Origin of the sequence: Streptomyces sp. NPDC047014 (assembly GCF_040644195.1) — a bacterium.
Taxonomy (GTDB): domain Bacteria; phylum Actinomycetota; class Actinomycetes; order Streptomycetales; family Streptomycetaceae; genus Streptomyces.
Map to the genome: position 1 here is coordinate 38,336 of NZ_JBEYVX010000019.1, position 17,736 is coordinate 56,071.

Annotated in this window: 21 protein-coding genes; 13 read left to right on the forward strand and 8 right to left on the reverse strand. The window is 72.1% G+C overall.

All coding sequences use genetic code 11. From position 1 onward, the window contains the following. Positions 1–77: 77 nt before the first annotated feature. Positions 78–506 (reverse strand): methylmalonyl-CoA epimerase, encoded by a 429-nt coding sequence (mce, locus tag ABZ873_RS14220; RefSeq protein WP_030153803.1) that lies wholly within the window; start codon positions 504–506, stop codon positions 78–80. 135 nt (positions 507–641) lie between these two features. Between mce and ABZ873_RS14225 the strand changes: the two genes are divergently transcribed. Beyond that, the gene (locus tag ABZ873_RS14225) at positions 642–1,841 is read left to right on the forward strand and encodes an acetyl-CoA C-acetyltransferase (RefSeq protein ID WP_360870278.1); all 1,200 of its coding nucleotides are present in this window, start codon (positions 642–644) and stop codon (positions 1,839–1,841) included. Positions 1,842–1,917: 76 nt separating this feature from the next. Beyond that, positions 1,918–2,880 (forward strand): methylmalonyl Co-A mutase-associated GTPase MeaB, encoded by a 963-nt coding sequence (gene meaB / locus ABZ873_RS14230; RefSeq protein ID WP_360870281.1) that lies wholly within the window; start codon positions 1,918–1,920, stop codon positions 2,878–2,880. A 33-nt stretch (positions 2,881–2,913) separates the two neighbouring features. On the opposite strand, the gene ABZ873_RS14235 is transcribed toward meaB, so the two are convergent. The 5 genes from ABZ873_RS14235 to ABZ873_RS14255 form a co-directional block, all read right to left on the reverse strand. Continuing rightward, a complete protein-coding gene (locus tag ABZ873_RS14235) occupies positions 2,914–3,489 on the reverse strand; it encodes a PepSY domain-containing protein (RefSeq protein ID WP_360870284.1) in 576 nt (191 codons plus the stop codon). A gap of 118 nt (positions 3,490–3,607) precedes the next feature. Continuing rightward, on the reverse strand, positions 3,608–4,111 hold the full coding sequence (locus ABZ873_RS14240; RefSeq protein WP_360870418.1) for a MarR family transcriptional regulator: 504 nt from the start codon (positions 4,109–4,111) through the stop codon (positions 3,608–3,610). A gap of 111 nt (positions 4,112–4,222) precedes the next feature. Beyond that, positions 4,223–5,026: an AIM24 family protein gene (locus ABZ873_RS14245; protein WP_360870421.1), complete on the reverse strand. Its 804-nt coding sequence runs from the start codon at positions 5,024–5,026 to the stop codon at positions 4,223–4,225. Positions 5,027–5,037: 11 nt separating this feature from the next. Then, positions 5,038–5,688, reverse strand: coding sequence for an AIM24 family protein (locus tag ABZ873_RS14250; protein ID WP_360870287.1), 651 nt, complete (start codon positions 5,686–5,688; stop codon positions 5,038–5,040). Then, on the reverse strand, positions 5,688–6,326 hold the full coding sequence (locus tag ABZ873_RS14255) for an AIM24 family protein (RefSeq protein ID WP_360870290.1): 639 nt from the start codon (positions 6,324–6,326) through the stop codon (positions 5,688–5,690). Before ABZ873_RS14255 ends, ABZ873_RS14250 begins: the two co-directional genes overlap by 1 nt. A gap of 208 nt (positions 6,327–6,534) precedes the next feature. On the opposite strand from ABZ873_RS14255, the gene ABZ873_RS14260 reads away from it, so the two are divergent. The 5 genes from ABZ873_RS14260 (at position 6,535) to ABZ873_RS14280 (ending at position 9,329) form a co-directional block, all read left to right on the forward strand. After that, positions 6,535–6,879 (forward strand): DUF3817 domain-containing protein, encoded by a 345-nt coding sequence (locus ABZ873_RS14260; protein WP_360870293.1) that lies wholly within the window; start codon positions 6,535–6,537, stop codon positions 6,877–6,879. After that, positions 6,876–7,172, forward strand: a complete 297-nt coding sequence (locus ABZ873_RS14265; RefSeq protein WP_360870296.1) for an MTH1187 family thiamine-binding protein — start codon at positions 6,876–6,878, stop codon at positions 7,170–7,172. The genes ABZ873_RS14260 and ABZ873_RS14265 overlap by 4 nt, the downstream gene beginning before the upstream one ends. Before the next feature lie 152 nt (positions 7,173–7,324). Next, positions 7,325–8,023, forward strand: coding sequence for a hypothetical protein (locus ABZ873_RS14270; protein ID WP_360870299.1), 699 nt, complete (start codon positions 7,325–7,327; stop codon positions 8,021–8,023). Next, on the forward strand, positions 8,020–8,700 hold the full coding sequence (locus ABZ873_RS14275) for a DUF4166 domain-containing protein (RefSeq protein ID WP_360870302.1): 681 nt from the start codon (positions 8,020–8,022) through the stop codon (positions 8,698–8,700). Before ABZ873_RS14270 ends, ABZ873_RS14275 begins: the two co-directional genes overlap by 4 nt. After that, positions 8,697–9,329, forward strand: a complete 633-nt coding sequence (locus ABZ873_RS14280; RefSeq protein WP_360870305.1) for a TetR/AcrR family transcriptional regulator — start codon at positions 8,697–8,699, stop codon at positions 9,327–9,329. The genes ABZ873_RS14275 and ABZ873_RS14280 overlap by 4 nt, the downstream gene beginning before the upstream one ends. A gap of 38 nt (positions 9,330–9,367) precedes the next feature. Here the strand turns inward: ABZ873_RS14280 and ABZ873_RS14285 are convergent, their stop codons facing one another. Further along, a complete protein-coding gene (locus ABZ873_RS14285; RefSeq protein ID WP_360870308.1) occupies positions 9,368–10,372 on the reverse strand; it encodes a DUF5937 family protein in 1,005 nt (334 codons plus the stop codon). 114 nt (positions 10,373–10,486) lie between these two features. On the opposite strand from ABZ873_RS14285, the gene ABZ873_RS14290 reads away from it, so the two are divergent. The 4 genes from ABZ873_RS14290 to ABZ873_RS14305 all read left to right on the forward strand — a co-directional run bounded on the left by ABZ873_RS14290 (position 10,487) and on the right by ABZ873_RS14305 (position 14,435). After that, positions 10,487–11,743: an MFS transporter gene (locus ABZ873_RS14290; RefSeq protein ID WP_360870311.1), complete on the forward strand. Its 1,257-nt coding sequence runs from the start codon at positions 10,487–10,489 to the stop codon at positions 11,741–11,743. A 20-nt stretch (positions 11,744–11,763) separates the two neighbouring features. After that, complete coding sequence (locus ABZ873_RS14295) at positions 11,764–12,273, forward strand: MarR family transcriptional regulator (RefSeq protein ID WP_360870315.1); 510 nt, start codon at positions 11,764–11,766, stop codon at positions 12,271–12,273. Between the two features lie 43 nt (positions 12,274–12,316). Beyond that, positions 12,317–12,646 (forward strand): DUF3817 domain-containing protein, encoded by a 330-nt coding sequence (locus tag ABZ873_RS14300; RefSeq protein ID WP_360870318.1) that lies wholly within the window; start codon positions 12,317–12,319, stop codon positions 12,644–12,646. An 88-nt stretch (positions 12,647–12,734) separates the two neighbouring features. Then, positions 12,735–14,435, forward strand: a complete 1,701-nt coding sequence (locus ABZ873_RS14305) for a methylmalonyl-CoA mutase family protein (protein WP_360870321.1) — start codon at positions 12,735–12,737, stop codon at positions 14,433–14,435. Positions 14,436–14,526: 91 nt separating this feature from the next. Here ABZ873_RS14305 and ABZ873_RS14310 read toward each other — a convergent pair whose 3' ends face one another. Further along, positions 14,527–15,147 carry a TetR/AcrR family transcriptional regulator gene (locus ABZ873_RS14310; protein ID WP_360870324.1) on the reverse strand — a complete coding sequence of 207 codons (621 nt, stop codon included), beginning with the start codon at positions 15,145–15,147 and terminating at the stop codon, positions 14,527–14,529. A gap of 251 nt (positions 15,148–15,398) precedes the next feature. Here ABZ873_RS14310 and ABZ873_RS14315 point away from each other — a divergent pair, with 251 nt between their 5' ends. Together ABZ873_RS14315 and ABZ873_RS14320 are read left to right on the forward strand one after the other, a co-directional pair. Further along, entirely contained in the window at positions 15,399–16,397 is a 999-nt protein-coding gene (locus ABZ873_RS14315; RefSeq protein ID WP_360870327.1) for a tetratricopeptide repeat protein, read from the forward strand. Between the two features lie 629 nt (positions 16,398–17,026). Beyond that, positions 17,027–17,668, forward strand: a complete 642-nt coding sequence (locus ABZ873_RS14320) for a DUF6230 family protein (protein ID WP_360870330.1) — start codon at positions 17,027–17,029, stop codon at positions 17,666–17,668. Positions 17,669–17,736: the final 68 nt, after the last annotated feature.

Consider the following 17,736-nt stretch of genomic DNA (forward strand, 5'->3'; position numbering starts at 1 on the left):
CGACCCCGTCTCCGCACCGAACCCCGGCCGAGCCATGGCCACTCTACCGGCCGGGGAATCGGGCCATCAGTGGTCCATCAATGGTCAGGGTTCGACGTGACCAGTTCGGTGAGGACTCCGTGGCAGTCCTTGGGGTGCAGGAAGGTGATCGAGGAGCCCATCGAGCCTGTTCGGGGCTGGTCGTACAGGACGCGGACGCCCTTGCCGCGGATGGCCTCCGAGTCCCCGAGGACGTCCTCGGTGCCGAAGGCGATGTGGTGCACGCCCTCGCCGTTCTTGGCGAGCCATTTACCCACGGCGGAGTCCTCGCGGGTGGGCTCCAGGAGCTGGAGGTAGGAGGCGCCGCCGTCGGAGGTCCCGTTGATCTTCAGCATGGCCTCGCGGACGCCCTGCTCCTCGTTGACCTCGGAGTGGAACACCTCGAATCCGTACGTGGCACGGTAGAACTCGACAGTCTTGTCGAGGTCGAAGCAGGCGATCCCGATGTGGTCGATTCTTGTCAGCATGGGGACAGTGCACCGCCGAAGGGGGCCGTCACGCAACGTGCGCGCGATCACACCGGCAGCCCGGTGACCGTCGCGGTACCGCCCAGTACATTCACGTAAACCCTCGTTCACTCCTCATCCAAGGGGCTGTGCCTCATGTCCGGATCGAACAACACCACTTCTGTGATCGTCGCCGGGGCCCGCACGCCCATGGGGCGGCTGCTCGGCTCGCTGAAGTCCTTCTCGGGTGCCGACCTCGGCGGCTTCGCCATCAAGTCCGCCCTGGAGCGGGCCGGCGTCTCCGGGGACCAGGTCCAGTACGTGATCATGGGCCAGGTGCTCCAGGCCGGCGCGGGCCAGATCCCCGCGCGCCAGGCGGCGGTCAAGGCCGGCATCCCGATGAACGTCCCGGCGCTGACCATCAACAAGGTGTGCCTCTCGGGTCTGGACGCGATCGCGCTGGCCGACCAGCTGATCCGCGCCGGTGAGTTCGACATCGTGGTCGCGGGCGGCCAGGAGTCCATGACCAACGCCCCGCACCTGCTGCCGAAGTCCCGCGAGGGCTACAAGTACGGCGCGATCGAGATGCTGGACGCGATGGCCTACGACGGCCTCACCGACGCCTTCGAGAACATCGCGATGGGCGAGTCCACCGAGAAGCACAACACCCGCCTGGGCATCGAGCGCGCCCCGCAGGACGAGTTCGCCGCCGCCTCCCACCAGCGCGCGGCCGCCGCCCAGAAGAACGGCGTCTTCGAGGCCGAGATCACCCCGGTGGAGATCCCGCAGCGCAAGGGCGACCCGGTGGTCTTCTCGGCGGACGAGGGCATCCGCCCCGAGACCACCGCGGAGTCCCTGGGCAAGCTGCGCCCGGCCTTCGCCAAGGACGGCACCATCACCGCCGGCACCTCCTCGCAGATCAGCGACGGCGCGGCCGCCGTGGTCGTGATGAGCAAGGCCAAGGCGGAGGAGCTGGGCCTGGAGTGGATCGCGGAGATCGGCGCCCACGGCAATGTGGCCGGTCCGGACAACTCGCTCCAGTCGCAGCCGTCCAACGCGATCCTGCACGCCCTGGAGAAGGAGGGCCTGGCCGTCTCCGACCTGGACCTCATCGAGATCAACGAGGCGTTCGCCGCGGTCGCCGTGCAGTCGATGAAGGACCTGGGCGTGACCCCGGAAAAGGTGAACGTCAACGGCGGTGCCATTGCCCTCGGCCACCCGATCGGCATGTCGGGCGCCCGCGTGGTGCTGCACCTGGCGCTGGAGCTCAAGCGCCGCGGCGGCGGGGTCGGCGCGGCCGCGCTGTGCGGCGGCGGCGGCCAGGGCGACGCGCTGATCGTCCGCGTCGCCAAGTAGCCCGTCCGGCCGCCGGGCCCGTACCGGCCCGGCGGCCCGCACGTACGCCCGTACAGAACCGAGGAGCGCAGCACGTATGACGGCGGTGGACGTCCCCCAGCTGGTGGCCCAGGCCCGGGAGGGCCGGCCCAGAGCGGTGGCCCGGCTGATCTCGCTGGTGGAGGGGGCGTCCCCGCAGCTGCGCGAGGTGATGGCCGCGCTGGCTCCGCTCACGGGCGGGGCGTACGTGGTGGGGCTGACGGGATCGCCGGGCGTCGGCAAGTCCACCTCGACCTCGGCGCTGGTCTCGGCCTACCGCAAGGCCGGCAAGCGCGTCGGCGTGCTCGCGGTGGACCCCTCCTCGCCCTTCTCGGGCGGGGCCCTGCTCGGGGACCGGGTGCGCATGTCGGACCACGCCTCCGACCCCGGGGTGTACATCCGCTCCATGGCCACCCGCGGCCATCTGGGCGGGCTCGCGTGGGCCGCCCCGCAGGCGATCCGGGTGCTGGACGCGGCCGGGTGCGACGTGATCCTGGTCGAGACGGTCGGCGTGGGGCAGTCGGAGGTGGAGATCGCCTCGCAGGCGGACACCTCGGTGGTGCTGCTCGCCCCCGGGATGGGCGACGGGATCCAGGCCGCGAAGGCGGGCATCCTGGAGATCGGTGACGTGTACGTGGTCAACAAGGCCGACCGGGACGGCGCCGACGCCACCGCCCGCGAGCTGAACCACATGCTGGGCCTGGGCGAGGCGCGCGGCAAGGGCGACTGGCGGCCGCCGATCGTCAAGACGGTCGCGGCGCGCGGGCAGGGCATCGACGAGGTGGTCGAGGCGCTGGAGAAGCACCGGGCGTGGATGGACGAGCGCGGGGTGCTGGCCGAGCGCCGGGCGGCGCGGGCCGCCCGGGAGGTGGAGACCATCGCGGTGACCGCGCTGCGGGCCCGCATGGCGGATGTGCACGGGGACGCGCACCTGGGCGCGCTGGCGTCCCGGGTCGCCGAGGGCGACCTGGACCCGTACGCGGCGGCGGACGCCCTGCTGGCGACGCTGACGGAGTCCTGAGCGGCGCGCGGGCTCCTGGGCGGCGGGGGCGGGTCAGTCGCTGTCGTCGTCCGTGTCGCTGCCGGACTGGGTGACCTTGCCGGTGGCGGGGTCCACGTGGGCGGTCCGGCTCTTGCCGTCGGAGGACGAGATCTCGACCTCCCAGTAGGGGGCCCCGCCGTTGTCGCCGTCGTCCCACTGGACGGAGCGGACCTGGCCGGAGTGGGCGGCCAGGGCCGCCTTCATGGCCTTCCCGGCGTTCGTCCTCGCGGAGACGAGGGCCTTGTTCTCGGCGGCGTTCTCGTCCGTGTCCCGGTCCCGCTCGGTGACGGCGCCGCTCGCGGACACCTCCAGCTCGGCGTGGCCCTTGCCGTCCTTGCTGATCACGTCGACGTGCCAGACGGAGCCGTCCCGGTCGAGGGACTCGATCACGCCCGGGTAGTGCTTGAGGGCGGCCGCCGCGGCTGCGTCCGCCGTCACGTCGACGCGGAGGGCGGGGGCGGCGGGGGCGGCGGTCGCGGTTCTCGCCGCGTCGGCGGGGGTGAGGGCGGCGGCGGCGCTCACGGGGCCGCCGAGGGCCAGGACGGCGGCCGCGGCCGCGGAGACGTACGGGGTGCGGGTGCGCTGCATGACGGACCTCCTCAGGCCGGCCGGGCGCGCGCACGGGGTGTCCGGCGGCGCGGCCGGCAGCGGGCGGACTCGCCCATTGTCCGGCCCGCCGCTCCGCGGGGCGCGTCGGGCGCCCGGCTCAGACCTTGCCGCGGGTGCCGCGCAGGTGCTCCGCGACCGGGGTCAGGGAGGCGCGCAGGCTCGCCAGCGCCTCCGGCGGCAGCAGGTCGATGAAGTGCTGCCGGACGGACGCCACGTGGTGCGGGGCGACCTTGCGCATGGTCTCCATGCCCTCGTCCGTGAGCACCGCGTACAGGCCGCGGCGGTCGGACTCGCAGTTGACGCGCCGGACCAGTCCAGCGGTCTCCATGCGGGTGATCTGGTGGGACAGCCGGCTCTTGGACTGCAGGGTGGCCGTCGCGAGATCGCTCATCCGCATCCGGTGCTCCTGCGACTCCGAGAGGTTCACCAGGATCTCGTAGTCGTTGTTGGTGAGTCCGAAGGGCTGGAGATCCTTTTCCAGCTGGTGCATCAGCAGTCTGCTGACGTCCAGGTGGGTGCGCCAGGCGCACTGTTCGGCCTCGGACAGCCAGCGGGTCTCCCCGGAGGGCGGCTGGGGGAGGGCGGCCGGGTCGGTCTCCATGGTCTCCATGAATGAAGTCTACCTAAAAAGTTGAATTGCGTACAAAGATCGGCGGGCCGGAGGCCGGCGGGCCGAGGGGCGGCGGGCTGAGGATCGGCGCGTTCGCGACCCTCACAGTCCGAGGCGGCGCTGGAGATCACCCAGCTGCCCCGGCATGCGCGGCACGCCCAGCTGCCCCATGGGCCCCTGCCCGGCACCCGGGACGCCCTGGGCGTTGCCCGTGGCCGCACCCGCGCCCACCGCGCCGACCGCCTGCTCGGCCATCAGCATCTCGGAGGACTGGAGCAGGACCGTGCCGGCCCCGACGAACTCGAACTGGTGCTCCTCGCCGGAGGCGCCCCCGATGCCCGTCAGCGACCGCAGCCCGCCCATCACGCCGGACATGTAGCCGTGGTCGTAATGGTGGCAGGGGGAGGGGCAGTCCGCCCATCCGACCAGCGCCTGCGGGTCCACGCGCAGCGGCGGCTCCATGAACACCACCGGACCGTTGGACGCCGCCACGAACTTTCCGGTTCCGATCAGCGTGAGGAAGCCCGGCACGATCGACTGCTTGAGGGCGAGGGTGGGCTCGTAGGCGAGGAGGTTGCCCGAGCGGATCGTGAGGTTGCCGTTGTCCAGGTCGTACGAGTTCACGTCGAAGGCGCGGTCGGCGAGGAGCATCTTGCCCTGGCCCTCGGCGACCACCCAGTCGCTCGCGTGCAGCGGCGAGTGGAAGCTGGTGCGCAGCAGCCGGTCGAAGCGGCCGTGGCCGATGCCGTTGAACTCGATGCGCCCGTAGTACGAGATCATCTTGCCCTTCTGCAGGAACCACTGGTTCCCCTTGAGCTCCACGCAGAAGGTGTACGCGTTCACGTTGTCGTCGGAGGGCAGCGTGTACGGGTCGAAGACCGTCGGGCCGCCCGGTCCGCCGGTCACGGGGCCAAAGTTCACAGCTTCTCCTCGGATGCCTGCACGTACACCGCGCCCTGGCCGGACAGCTCCAGCTGGAACGCCTCGCCGGAGCCGCGCCCCACCATGTCCCGCCAGCCCAGGGCCGTGGACAGCTTGTTCCGGACCTCGCCGTGGTGGGCCACGTACGCCTGCGGGTCCACGTGGACCGGCCGGTTCGGGGTGATCGGCAGCTCGATGACCCCGCCGTGCGCCATCACGGCCACCGAGCCGTGGCCCTTGAGCGTGGTGGTGAACAGGCCCTGGCCGGTCACCTGGCCGCGCACCATGCCCATGACCCCGCCCTGGGAGCCCATGAACATCGTGCCCTGCTGGAGGGTGCCGTCGAAGGCGAGCAGCCGGTCGGCCTCGACGTACAGGGTCTCGCCGGTCAGGTTGATCACCTGGATGTGGTGGCCGCCGTGGCCGAACATCACGGTGCCGCTGCCCTCGACGGTCATCAGCGGGGTCTGCTCGTTCGCCACGCGGCGCCCGATCATGCCCATGACCCCGCCCTGACCGCCCGTCAGGCTCGGGGTGAAGGAGACGTCGCCGCGGTAGGCGAGCATGGCGCCGCGCTGGCTGAACATCCGCTGGCCGGGGACGACCTGCGCCTCGACCATCTTGGAGTTGATCTCGCGGAACGGCATCAGATGTCGCCCCCGACGGTGTTGCGCTCGCTCGGCTGCACGTACACCAGGCCCTCGCCCTCGAAGCGGATCTGGAACGCCTCGCCGGAGCCCTCGCCCATCAGCGTGCGGAAGGTCACACCCGACTGGAAGGACTGCTGGAGGTTGCCGGTGTGCGCGATGTAGGCGCCCGGGTCCACGGAGAGCGGGTACTGGGCGCTCACGCGCAGCACCACGGCCGGGCCGTCGGACATGATCGCGGCCTGGCCCGAGCCCTCGACCGTGGTGGTGAACAGGCCGTTGCCCGTCGAGGCGCCGCGCAGCCCGGTGAAGGTGGTGCCGGTGCGCAGGCCCGCGTCGGTGCACAGCAGGTTGCTGGACTCGACGTAGAGCTTCTCGCCGCGGAGATTGACCAGATTGATCTCACTCGCGCGGTCGGCGAAGAAGCAGGTGCCGTGCCCCTGTACCTCCATCACCGTCATCTGTTCGCCGGTCAGCCGGCGGGTCACCATGCCGCGGAGACCTTCGCCACCGCCGGACATCTTCTTGAAGGCCATCTGCCCGTCGTACGCGACCATGGAGCCGTTCTTCGCTTTCACGGCGTCCCCGGTCAGGTCGACGGCCAGCACCTTGCTGCCTTGGAGTCGGAACTGAGCCACGGGATGACGTTATCGGCAGCGGGCGGACCCGAACAGAGTCCCGTGGCCGGATATATGACACACCCGGGCGTTTGGGCGCGATCCCCGCGCGGGCGGACTCGCGCGCGGAACGCGCGCGCGGAGAGGGGTGACGAGGGGCCGGGTCAAGATCGAGCAAAGCGGCTGAGACACTGGAGCCGACCCTGGCCTCCACCCCCGAAGGTTCCACGTGGACATCAAGACCGCCTCCGCCCTGCACCGCCTGCGCCTCGTCTCCGTCCCGGAGGCGCTGTCGTTCCCGGCCCTCCTGCTCTTCGGTTCGGTGCTGAGCCGGGTCTCGGACATCGACTACCTGATGATGCCGCTCGGCATCCTCCACGGGTTCCTCTTCGTCGTCTACGCGGTCCTGCTGCTCGACGTCTGGGTCAAGGCGAAGTGGCCCTTCAAGCGGGTGCTGTTCTTCTTCGGGCTCGCGGTGCTGCCCTTCGGCGGGCTCTACGGGGACAAGGTGCTCAAGCGCGAGGAGGCCGACAGCGTGGTCGCGGCCCGTGCCCGTGAGGCGGCCCAGGCATGATCGTCGCGTTCTCGGTCACCCCGCTGGGGGTCGGCGAAGAGGTCGGCGAGTACGTCGCCGACGCGGTCCGCGTGGTCCGCGAGTCGGGTCTGCCGAACCGCACCGACGCCATGTTCACCACCATCGAGGGTGAGTGGGACGAGGTCATGGACGTGATCCGCCGCGCGGTGGCGGCCGTGGAGGAGCGCGCCCCGCGCGTCTCCTTCATCCTCAAGGCGGACATCCGCCCAGGAGTGACGGACGGCATCACGTCCAAGATCGCCACGGTGGAACGCCACCTCACCCAGAACTGACCCGCACCACGAAAGCGCCCCCGGCCCACCGGCCGGGGGCGCTTTTCGTGCTGCCCGGGGGCCAGGTCGTGTGACGGGGATCACTGTTGAGCGGTCGCTCAAGTTCGCCTAGGGTCGGCGTTGAGCGATCGCTCAAAAACGGGGGTGTGGGGATGGGGCTGTACGTCGAGACCGTCGTGCGGGTCGGGATGGACGAGCTGTGGGAGCGCAGCCAGGATCCGGCGCAGCATCAGCGGTGGGATCTGCGGTTCACCTCCATCGACTACCTCCCCCGGTCCGGGGAGGAGCCGCAGCGGTTCCGGTACGCCACCCGCGTGCTGCCCTTCCTCCGCGTCCACGGGACCGGCGTCTCCGCGGGGGAGCGCCGCCGGCCCGACGGGACGCGGGTGTCGGCCCTGCGGTTCGCCTCGGACCATCCGCTCTCGCTGCTCGCCGAGGGCAGCGGCTACTGGCGCTACGTACCGGCCGCCGACGGGATCCGCTTCCTCACCGGCTACGACTACCGCCCGCGCTGGGGGCGCTTCGGGGCCCTCGCCGACCGCTTCGTCTTCCGGCCGCTCATGGGCTGGGCCACCGCCTGGTCCTTCGACCGGCTGCGGCTGTGGTGCGAGCGCGGGATCCCGCCGGGCCGGGCCCTCGCCCGTACGGCCGGCGAGTGCGCGCTGCGGCTGCTGCTGGCCCTCGCCGCCCTGCTGTACGCGCCCCCGGCCGCGGCCCTGGCCGTGCTCGCCGCCGCCGTGCTGCTGCCGCCGCTGCCCGGCACCCCGGCCGCCCGCCGCTGCCTGCGCACCCCGCCCGGCCGCACCCCCGCCACCGCCCCGAGCCTGCTCACCACCCTGGAGCCGTCGTGACCTCCATCTTCCGCGCCCACATGGGCGCCGCCTTCGACCGGCTCCACCCGCAGCTCCGCCGCCGGTTCTCGGTCGGGCTGGCCGGCGGGGAGGGCTGCGTCGGCCGCGGCACCATGGACCGGATCTGGCACGGGCCCGGCTATGTGAAGCCCTTCCTCCGGCTCGGCGGCACCCGCAACATCCTCGTGCCGCGCGAGGGCCGCGACGTCCCCTTCGTCATAGAGAACCTTCCCTACCTCGACTCCTTCGGCCGCGAGACCGTCACCTTCGTCCGCACCTTCCAGCTGCCCGGCGGCCCGCGCCGCTTCGACGCCACGATGGTCCACAGCCCCGAACGCGGCTGCGTCCTCGACTACCTGGGCACCCACCAGCACCTCGCCAGCGACCTGCACCTGAGCGCCGAGCCCGACGGCTCGCTCCTCATCCGCTCCGGCGAGCACCGCTTCCGCGAGGGCCCCGTCGACCTCCGCGTGCCCCATCTCATCGGCGGCGACGCCGAGGTGCGGGAGTCCTTCGACGAGGCCACCGGGCGCTTCCGGATCCGCGTCCGCGTGGTGAACCGCCGCTTCGGACCGCTCTTCGGCTACGAGGGCTCCTTCACCGCGGAGTACGTCGACATCCGCGCGCACGGGCTCCGCCCGGGCCTGCGGCCCGTCCGCGAGGAGGTCCGGGCATGAGCGCCGCCACCCGGGAGAAGCTGCTCGAAGGCACCCTGCGCACCCTCGTCGAGCAGGGCGTGGCCAAGACCTCGGCCCGCACCATCGCGGCCACCGCCGGGGTGGGACAGGGGCTGATCTTCTACCACTTCGGCTCCGTCGACGAACTGCTCGCCGCCACCTGCCGGTACGGGGCCGAGCAGCGGGTCGCCCGCTACCGCGACCGGCTCGCCGGCGTCACCAGCCTCGCCGGGCTGCTGGAGTTCGCCCGCGAGATGCACGCCGAGGAGCGGGCCGCCGGGTACGTCGCCATGCTCGGGCAGCTCCTCGCCGTCGGCCAGAGCTCGCCCACCCTCGCGGCGGCCACCGCCGACGGGATCGGCCTGTGGACCGCCGAGCTGGAGGCGGTCCTCACCCGGCTGCTGGAGGCCACCCCGCTGGCCGGGCTCGCCGACCCGGCGGGACTGGCGCGGGCCACGGCCGCCTCCTTCGTCGGCATCGAGCTGTACGAGGGCGTGGACCCGGAGGGTGCGGGGCGCGCCCTCGACGCCCTGGAGCAACTGGCCGGGCTGGCCGCCGTACTGGAGGGGCTGGGCCCGCTCGGCCAGCGCGCCGTACGGCACGGCCTGCGCCGGGGCACGCGCGGCTGACGCGGCGGGCGGGCACCCGCACCACACCCCCGCCCCGCTCAGCCCGCCGGCTCCCCCGAGGTCAGGGCGATCGCCAGCGGGGTGCGCTCGTAGCGGACCTGGTGGCCGTGGCGGGCCGAGATCAGCAGCCCCGCGTCCCGCAGCACCGCCAGATGGGCCGAGACCGTGGAGGGGGCCAGGCCCAGCCGGTGGGCCAGGGCCGTGGTGGAGGCCGGTTCCTCCAGCGCGCACAGCACATCCGCGCGGGCCCGCCCCAGCAGCCGGGCCAGCGGAGCCGGGGTGTGCTCCCGTACCGGCGCCCACAGGGCCCCGATCCCGCGCGCGGGATAGACCACGGTCGGCTGCCACGGCGGGTCGAAACCGCCCGCGATCCCCGGCCAGACGAAGGCGCTCGGCATCAGCAGCAGCCCCCGGCCGCCCAGGACCCGCTCATGGTGGGAGTGCCGCTCGATGGTCAGCGTGAGGGAGGCGGAGTCCCAGGACAGCCCGGGGTGCAGCCCGTCGAACAGCGCCTCCAGCCCGCCCGCGGCGAGCCGGCGCGAGTGGAAGAGGATGTCCGCCTCCAGCAGGGCCCGCAGCCGCGGCCAGTACGGCTCGACCAGCACCCGCCAGGCCCGCTCCAGCAGATCGGCCAGCTCCCGCACCGCGCGCGCCGGATCCGCCAGCAGGGACCGGCCCGGCTCGCTGTCCAGCGCCCCCGGGGTGCAGGCCAGCGCCTTGCGCATGTCCTCGCGGGCCACGGCCGGGTCCGCCGCGCGGATCAGCGCCAGCTCCTCCTCGAAGGAGACCCCGGGACCGCTCGGCGGCGGGCTGATGAAGTCGGTGCTGTGCCCCCGGCGCGGCATCAGCAGCCACAGCGGCCGCAGGTCCAGCCCGTCCAGCCCGGCGGCGTCCGCCCGGAGCCGCCGCAGCCACGGCAGGTGGTAGCCCTGCCGGTCCGGCCGGTTCAGGGTGCGCACCGCCTCCTGCGTCTCCCACGCGGGCGACAGCGCGAACCGGCAGCGCAGCAGGTCCTCGTGCCCGAAGTGGTGCAGCAGCCCCATCCGCCCCGCCTCTCTCCCGGCCACGCGCCCGGTCGCCGGCCGCCCACTCTGCCGCAACATTCGGCCTCCGACGAATCCCTGGGGCGCCCGGCCCCGCCCCGCGAGGCTGGGCCCATGCCCGCCGACACCCTGGAGCCCGGGCGGTCCGCACCGCCACAGGGCTACTCCACCGTCTTCCGGACGCCGGAATTCCCGGCCGTCTTCGCCGCCCACCTGCTGTCCGTCCTCGGCCTGGTCGTCGCCGAGATCTCCCTCTCCGTGCTCGTCTTCCGGCTGACCGGCTCGCCCCTGATGAGCGCGCTCGCCTTCGCCCTCGGCTTCCTCCCCTACGCCCTCGGCGGCACCCTCCTCGCCGGGATCGCCGACCGCTACCCCGCCCGCCGGGTGCTCGTCGTCTGCGATCTCCTCTGCGCCGCCTGCGCCGCCGCCATGGTGCTGCCCGGCACCCCCGTCGCCGTGCTCCTCGTACTGCGCTGCGCCATGGCCTTCGTCGCCCCCCTCTTCCAGGGCACGCGCAACGCCTCGCTCGCGGACATCCTGGGGCCCGGGGAGGTCTACGTACTGGGCCGCTCGCTGATGCGCATGGTCGCCCAGAGCGCCCAGCTCGTCGGCTTCGGCCTCGGCGGGCTGCTGCTCACCGTGCTCGCGCCCCGCCAGGCCATCGCCCTGACCGCCGCCGGACTGCTCGGCTCCGCGCTGCTGCTGGGCCTCGGCACCCGCGACCGCCCCGCCCGTACGGGGCCGCGCTCCTCGCCGCTCGCCGGGATGCGGGCTGTCCTCGGCCGGCGCCGGCTGCGCGTGCTGACCCTGCTGTTCTGGCTGCCGTCCGCCTTCCTCGTCGTCCCCGAGGCCCTGCTCGCCCCGTACGCCGCCGGGCTCGGCGCCGGCACCGCCGCCCTCGGGCTGCTGATGTGCGCCCTGCCCGTCGGCACCATCGCCGGGGAGCTGTGGGCGGGCTGGGCGCTCAGTGCCCGGACCAGGTCGCGGATCGTCGCCCCGCTGGCCGCCGCCGGTCTGCTGCCGCTGCTGCTGTACGCCGTACGCCCCGGGGTGGTGCTCGCGCTGACCGCGCTGCTGCTGGCCGGGCTGGCCCACGCCTACACCCTCGGGCTGGACCGCTGGTACGTGGACGCCGTCCCCGAGGAGCTGCGCGGCCGGGCCATGACCCTGCTCAGCACCGGGCTGATGACCCTCCAGGGCGTGGGCATGGCCCTCGCGGGCGCCGCCGCCGAGTTCTTCCCCGTACACGTCGTGGTCACCGGCGCCGGGATCCTCGGTACGGCCGTCGTCCTGCTGCTCCTGTCCGAACTGCGGGCGGCCGCCGGGCAGGAGGAACGACTGAAGGATGAGACAGGGCCTGGCACGAAGTGACCTTTGGGTAGTGTCGGGGCGTGCCCAAGCCGCTCAGCCTTCCCTTCGACCCCATCGCCCGAGCCGACGAGCTCTGGCAGCAGCGCTGGGGTCCCGTGCCCTCGATGGCCGCGATCACCTCGATCATGCGCGCCCACCAGATCCTGCTCGGCGAGGTCGACGCGGTCGTCAAGCCGTACGGTCTGACCTTCGCGCGGTACGAGGCGCTGGTGCTGCTCACCTTCTCCAAGGCCGGTGAGCTGCCCATGTCGAAGATCGGGGAGCGGCTGATGGTCCACCCGACCTCGGTCACCAACACGGTCGACCGGCTGGTGCGCTCCGGGCTGGTCGCCAAGCGGCCCAACCCGAACGACGGCCGCGGCACCCTCGCCTCCATCACGGAGAAGGGCCGCGAGGTGGTCGAGGCGGCCACGAAGGACCTGATGGCCGTGGAATTCGGACTCGGCGCCTACGACGCCGAGGAGTGCGCGGAGATCTTCGCCCTGCTGCGCCCGCTGCGGGTGGCGGCCGCGGACTTCGACGAGTCCTAGCCCGCGTCAAGATCGAGCAAAAGGGACGGCTACGCTCGTCCGCATGAAACGAAGCGTGCTGACCCGCTACCGCGTCATGGCCTACGTGACCGCGGTCATGCTCCTGATCCTCTGTGCCTGCATGGTGGCGAAGTACGGCTTCGACACCGGGGCCGACCTGACCTTCGCGGTCTCGCAGACCCACGGTGTGCTCTTCATGATCTACCTGGTCTTCGCCTTCGACCTCGGATCCAAGGCGAAGTGGCCGTTCGGCAAGCTGCTCTGGGTCCTGGTCTCGGGCACCATCCCGCTGGCCGCCTTCTTCGTCGAGCGCAGGATCCGCGCCGAGGTCGAGCCGCTGATCGCGGACGGTCCCGCCACGGTCCGGGCCTAGCCCGAAGGGGCGTCGCCGGCACCCCCGGGAGGAGTTCCCGGGGGTTTGCCATCGACATTTACTAGGACGTCCTAGTAAATTCGTGGGTATGGACGCTGACGCCATCGAGGAGGGCCGCCGCCGCTGGCAGGCCCGTTATGACAAGGCCCGCACGCGCGAGGCAGATTTCACCACGCTCTCCGGCGACGAGGTCGAACCGGTCTACGGGCCCCGGCCCGGCGACACGTACGAGGGCTTCGAGCGGATCGGCTGGCCCGGCGAGTACCCGTACACCCGCGGCCTGCACGCCACCGGCTACCGCGGCCGGACCTGGACCATCCGCCAGTTCGCCGGCTTCGGCAACGCCGAGCAGACCAACGAGCGCTACAAGATGATCCTGGCCGCCGGCGGCGGCGGGCTCTCCGTCGCCTTCGACATGCCCACGCTGATGGGCCGCGACTCCGACGACCCCCGCTCCCTGGGCGAGGTCGGCCACTGCGGCGTCGCCATCGACTCCGCCGCCGACATGGAGGTCCTGTTCAAGGACATCCCCCTCGGTGACGTCACCACCTCGATGACCATCTCGGGCCCCGCCGTGCCCGCCTTCTGCATGTACCTCGTCGCCGCCGAGCGCCAGGGCGTGGACCCGGCCGTCCTCAACGGCACGCTCCAGACGGACATCTTCAAGGAGTACATCGCCCAGAAGGAATGGCTCTTCGAGCCCGAGCCGCACCTGCGCCTCATCGGCGACCTGATGGAGTACTGCGCGAAGGGCATCCCCGCCTACAAGCCGCTCTCCGTCTCCGGCTACCACATCCGCGAGGCCGGGGCCACGGCCGCGCAGGAGCTCGCCTACACCCTCGCGGACGGCTTCGGCTACGTGGAGCTCGGCCTCTCCCGCGGGCTGGACGTGGACCACTTCGCCTCCGGCCTCTCCTTCTTCTTCGACGCGCACCTCGACTTCTTCGAGGAGATCGCCAAGTTCCGCGCCGCCCGCCGGATCTGGGCCCGCTGGATGAAGGAGGTCTACGGCGCGCAGAGCGAGAAGTCGCTGTGGCTGCGCTTCCACACCCAGACCGCCGGCGTCTCGCTGACCGCGCAGCAGCCGTACAACAACGTCGTGCGCACCGCCGTGGAAGCCCTCGCGGCCGTCCTCGGCGGCACCAACTCGCTGCACACCAACGCCCTCGACGAGACCCTGGCCCTGCCGAGCGAGCAGGCCGCCGAGATCGCCCTGCGCACCCAGCAGGTGCTGATGGAGGAGACCGGCGTCGCCAACGTCGCGGACCCGCTGGGCGGCTCCTGGTACGTGGAGCAGCTCACCGACCGCATCGAGGCCGACGCGGAGAAGATCTTCGAGCAGATCAAGGAGCGCGGTCTGCGCGCCCACCCCGACGGCCGCCACCCCATCGGCCCGATCACCTCGGGCATCCTGCGCGGCATCGAGGACGGCTGGTTCACCGGCGAGATCGCCGAATCGGCCTTCCAGTACCAGCGCTCGCTGGAGAAGGGCGACAAGCGGGTCGTCGGCGTCAACGTCCACCACGGCTCGGTCACCGGCGACCTGGAGATCCTGCGCGTCAGCCACGAGGTGGAGCGCGAGCAGGTCCGCGCCCTGGCCGGCCGCAAGGGCCGCCGCGACGACGCCAAGGTCACCGCCTCCCTGGCGGCCATGCTGGACGCGGCCCGGGACGGGTCGAACATGATCCCGGCCATGCTGGACGCGGTGCGCGCCGAGGCCACGCTGGGCGAGATCTGCAACGCCCTGCGCGACGAGTGGGGCGTCTACACGGAGCCCCCCGGCTTCTAGGCCCTCTCTTCCGGCCGCGCGGTCGAAGTCACGGCCGGCCGCAGCGCCCGTACGGGTGCCGCGGCCGGCCTTCGCGCTGTCCGGCCGGGCCTCAGGCGGCGGCCGGCCCGCGCAGGCCGTGCATCAGCAGGGCGGTGAAGGTGGCCACCCACAGCTCGTCCACCGGCTCGGAGCTGACCAGCGCGCGGTGGACCACCGTGCCCGCGATCACGTCGAAGATCAGGTCCGTGGTGCGTCCGGCCAGGAAGGCGTCCTCCTCGTACGGGAGTTCCCCGCGGGCCTGGGCCCGTTCGCGGCCCAGTACGACGAGACGTTTCTGCCGGTCCACGATCGCCGAGCGGATCCGGTCGCGCAGGGCCTCGTCCCGGGTGGACTCCGCGACCACCGCCATCAGTGCGGTACGGGCCTCCGGGCGCCGCAGCAGCTCCGCGAACTGGAGCACCACATGCTCGATATCGGCTTCCAGGGAGCCCCGGTCGGGCAGTTCGAGCGCGTCGAAGAGCTCCGCGACCGCGTCCACGACCAGCTCGTTCTTGTTCGCCCAGCGCCGGTAGAGAGTGGTCTTGGCGACCCCCGCGCGGGCCGAGACATCGCCCATCGTCAGCTTCGACCAGCCCAGCTCGACCAGCGCGTCCCGGGTCGCGGCGAGGATCGCGGCGTCCGCTGCCGCGCTGCGGGGGCGACCGGTGCGGCCGGGGCTGGGGTTGCGCATGGCCGAGACCATACCGGTCAGTAGCCAAAGGGGCGGCTGTGGTTCAGATCACGCCCGGGGCGGGGCCCCGCGGGGCCGCCGGGGGAGTTACGCTACGGCTCGTAGCGTAAGAGCGACAACCACGCGAAGAGCTACAGGCGCCAGGTGGGGACCCGGCGCCGCCCACTGCAACACACGCGCGAAGGCACGGTGGTACGGCCAATTCGCGCGATCTTTTTCGTCGGCGCGGGCACACGGGGGAGGATGTACGCATGCAGCCCAGAAACATGTCCATGAGCGGCGTCGTCGACCTCGCCGCGGTGAAGGCGGCCGGCGAGGCCAAGGCCAAGGCCGAACAGGCCCGCGCCGAAGCGGCGCGGCAGGCCGCTCAGGGCGGCGGGGCCGGTCCGGCCGCCGGCGCCGTCCCGCCCTCGGCGCTCGTCCTCGACGTCGACGAGGCCGGTTTTGAACGCGACGTGCTCCAGCTCTCCGCCGAGGTCCCGGTCGTCCTGGACTTCTGGGCCGAGTGGTGCCAGCCGTGCAAGCAGCTCAGCCCGCTCCTGGAGCGCCTGGTCACCGAGGCGAACGGCCGCCTCGTCCTGGCCAAGGTCGACGTCGACGCCAACCAGATGCTGATGCAGCAGTTCCAGATCCAGGGGATCCCGGCGGTCTTCGCCGTGGTCGCCGGACAGGTGCTGCCGCTCTTCCAGGGCGTGGCCCCGGAGCAGCAGATCCGCGAGACCCTCGCCCAGCTGGTGCAGGTGGCCGAGGAGCGCTTCGGCATCATCGGCATCGAGGTCGACCCGGAGGCCGAGGGCCTGGGCCCGGCCGAGGCGGCCGAGATCCCCGCCGGTCCGTACGACGCCCTGCTGGAGGCGGCCGTCGTGGCGCTGGACGCCGGTGACCTCGGCGGCGCGGTGCAGGCGTACAAGAACGTGCTCGCGGACGACCCGGCCAACACCGAGGCGAAGCTGGGCCTGGCCCAGGCGGAACTCCTGGCCCGCGTCCAGCACATGGACCCGCAGGCGGTGCGCGCCGCGGCCGCCGAGAACCCGCGCGACCCGGCGGCGCAGATCGCCGCGGCCGACCTGGATCTGGTCGGCGGGCACGTGGAGGACGCCTTCGGGCGCCTCGTGGACACCGTCAAGGTGACGTTCGGTGACGACAGGGATGCCGTACGGGTGCGGCTGCTGGAGCTGTTCGAAGTGATCGGCGCGGACGACCCGCGGGTGTCCGCGGCGCGCACGGCGCTCGCGCGGGTGCTCTTCTAGCCCGGCCGCGCGCCCCCGCTCCGGGGCCGCTCGGAGCCCGCTCCGCGCGGGCTTCCGTACCCGGGCGGACCCCCGGCGATTTATTGACACAGAGACGAACAGCGGCCGCGCTTTACCAAAACTTGGTAATCGCGGCCGCTGTTACTCGCAGTAAATCGAACCTCGCGAACTGTCCGGTGTGTTCACCGTTCCTCCGTTTTGTCGTGGCCCAGGGCGGCACCCTGTGTGGCCGACGGACGGTTACAGGCAGCATGCAGGTTATCTGGCCGTTACCCGCCAGTAACGAACCCCCTTGTGCCCCGGCCGGGAATGGACCACGATCGGCGACGCTCGGTCCTTCCCGCAGAGCCGCTCACTCGGAGCCGCGGTGAAGGGTCCCCACCGGGCCGGCCGGTGGCAGTGGCACCGGCCGCGGACAGGGGGGTCTCCGCCACACCGGTGGAGCCTGTCCTCCAGGTTGCGCGAACGCGTGGCCCAGTGGTTGTCGCTCGGGGGTGAACGCCGGTGTATCGGACGTGGCACGGCCGCGGACCGGATGCCTGCGCTCCTTCCCGAGGACGTAGCACTTCTCCCATCCCAGGACGGGCACGGCCCGGACCGGAGATGTACGTCCGAGAAGGAGGAACGAAATGAGTTCTCAGGTTCGTGGCGGGACCAGATGGAAGCGCTTCGCGCTCGTCATGGTGCCGAGCATCGCGGCCACCGCCGCGGTCGGTGTGGGTCTGGCGCAGGGTGCCCTCGCGGCGTCCTTCAGCGTCTCCGGCCAGGACTTCAAGGTCTCGGCCGACAAGCTGGACGGTGACAACCTCATCCAGTACGGCGGTATCGCCGAGGGGCACGACCTCAAGGGCAACGCGCAGCACCACCCGGTGACCATCTCCGGGTTCAGCCACGCCGAGATCACCAACATGTGCCAGTCGCTGGTGACCCCGACGCCGCTGGGCAACATCACGCTGCAGCTGCGCACCGGCCACAAGGGCAAGCCGGCCGTCGCCGACAACATCTACCTGGATGTGGCGGAGCTCGACACCGACGCCGAGTTCAAGAACCTGGACATCGGTGTCGCGGTCGGCGACCAGAGCCACAAGACGAAGCCGCAGGCCGGCACCGTCTCCAGCCCGTACGCGTTCTCGCAGCGCGCCGACAAGGCGATCCTGACGAACGTGCGCCAGAAGGCGTGGGCGACGACGGCCGGTACGTTCAAGCTCCCCGACCTGAAGCTGCGCCTGATGGGCGGCGACCAGCCGTGCTACCAGGACATCAAGGACTGAACAGGTCCTGGTGACTGACCGGACGGGCGGGGGCCGGCGGCCGTCGGCCCCCGCCCGTCCGGGCTCCA

Coding starts and splice junctions, on each gene's coding strand:
- ABZ873_RS14235 (WP_360870284.1), bottom strand. CDS start 3,489: ATGCAGCGCACCCGCACCCCGTACGTCTCCGCGGCCGCGGCCGCCGTC.
- ABZ873_RS14270 (WP_360870299.1), top strand. CDS start 7,325: ATGGGGCTGTACGTCGAGACCGTCGTGCGGGTCGGGATGGACGAGCTG.
- ABZ873_RS14225 (WP_360870278.1), top strand. CDS start 642: ATGTCCGGATCGAACAACACCACTTCTGTGATCGTCGCCGGGGCCCGC.
- ABZ873_RS14315 (WP_360870327.1), top strand. CDS start 15,399: ATGCAGCCCAGAAACATGTCCATGAGCGGCGTCGTCGACCTCGCCGCG.
- mce (WP_030153803.1), bottom strand. CDS start 506: ATGCTGACAAGAATCGACCACATCGGGATCGCCTGCTTCGACCTCGAC.
- ABZ873_RS14290 (WP_360870311.1), top strand. CDS start 10,487: ATGCCCGCCGACACCCTGGAGCCCGGGCGGTCCGCACCGCCACAGGGC.
- ABZ873_RS14285 (WP_360870308.1), bottom strand. CDS start 10,372: ATGGGGCTGCTGCACCACTTCGGGCACGAGGACCTGCTGCGCTGCCGG.
- ABZ873_RS14265 (WP_360870296.1), top strand. CDS start 6,876: ATGATCGTCGCGTTCTCGGTCACCCCGCTGGGGGTCGGCGAAGAGGTC.
- ABZ873_RS14305 (WP_360870321.1), top strand. CDS start 12,735: ATGGACGCTGACGCCATCGAGGAGGGCCGCCGCCGCTGGCAGGCCCGT.
- meaB (WP_360870281.1), top strand. CDS start 1,918: ATGACGGCGGTGGACGTCCCCCAGCTGGTGGCCCAGGCCCGGGAGGGC.
- ABZ873_RS14310 (WP_360870324.1), bottom strand. CDS start 15,147: ATGCGCAACCCCAGCCCCGGCCGCACCGGTCGCCCCCGCAGCGCGGCA.
- ABZ873_RS14320 (WP_360870330.1), top strand. CDS start 17,027: ATGAGTTCTCAGGTTCGTGGCGGGACCAGATGGAAGCGCTTCGCGCTC.
- ABZ873_RS14250 (WP_360870287.1), bottom strand. CDS start 5,688: ATGCCGTTCCGCGAGATCAACTCCAAGATGGTCGAGGCGCAGGTCGTC.
- ABZ873_RS14300 (WP_360870318.1), top strand. CDS start 12,317: ATGAAACGAAGCGTGCTGACCCGCTACCGCGTCATGGCCTACGTGACC.
- ABZ873_RS14240 (WP_360870418.1), bottom strand. CDS start 4,111: ATGGAGACCGACCCGGCCGCCCTCCCCCAGCCGCCCTCCGGGGAGACC.
- ABZ873_RS14280 (WP_360870305.1), top strand. CDS start 8,697: ATGAGCGCCGCCACCCGGGAGAAGCTGCTCGAAGGCACCCTGCGCACC.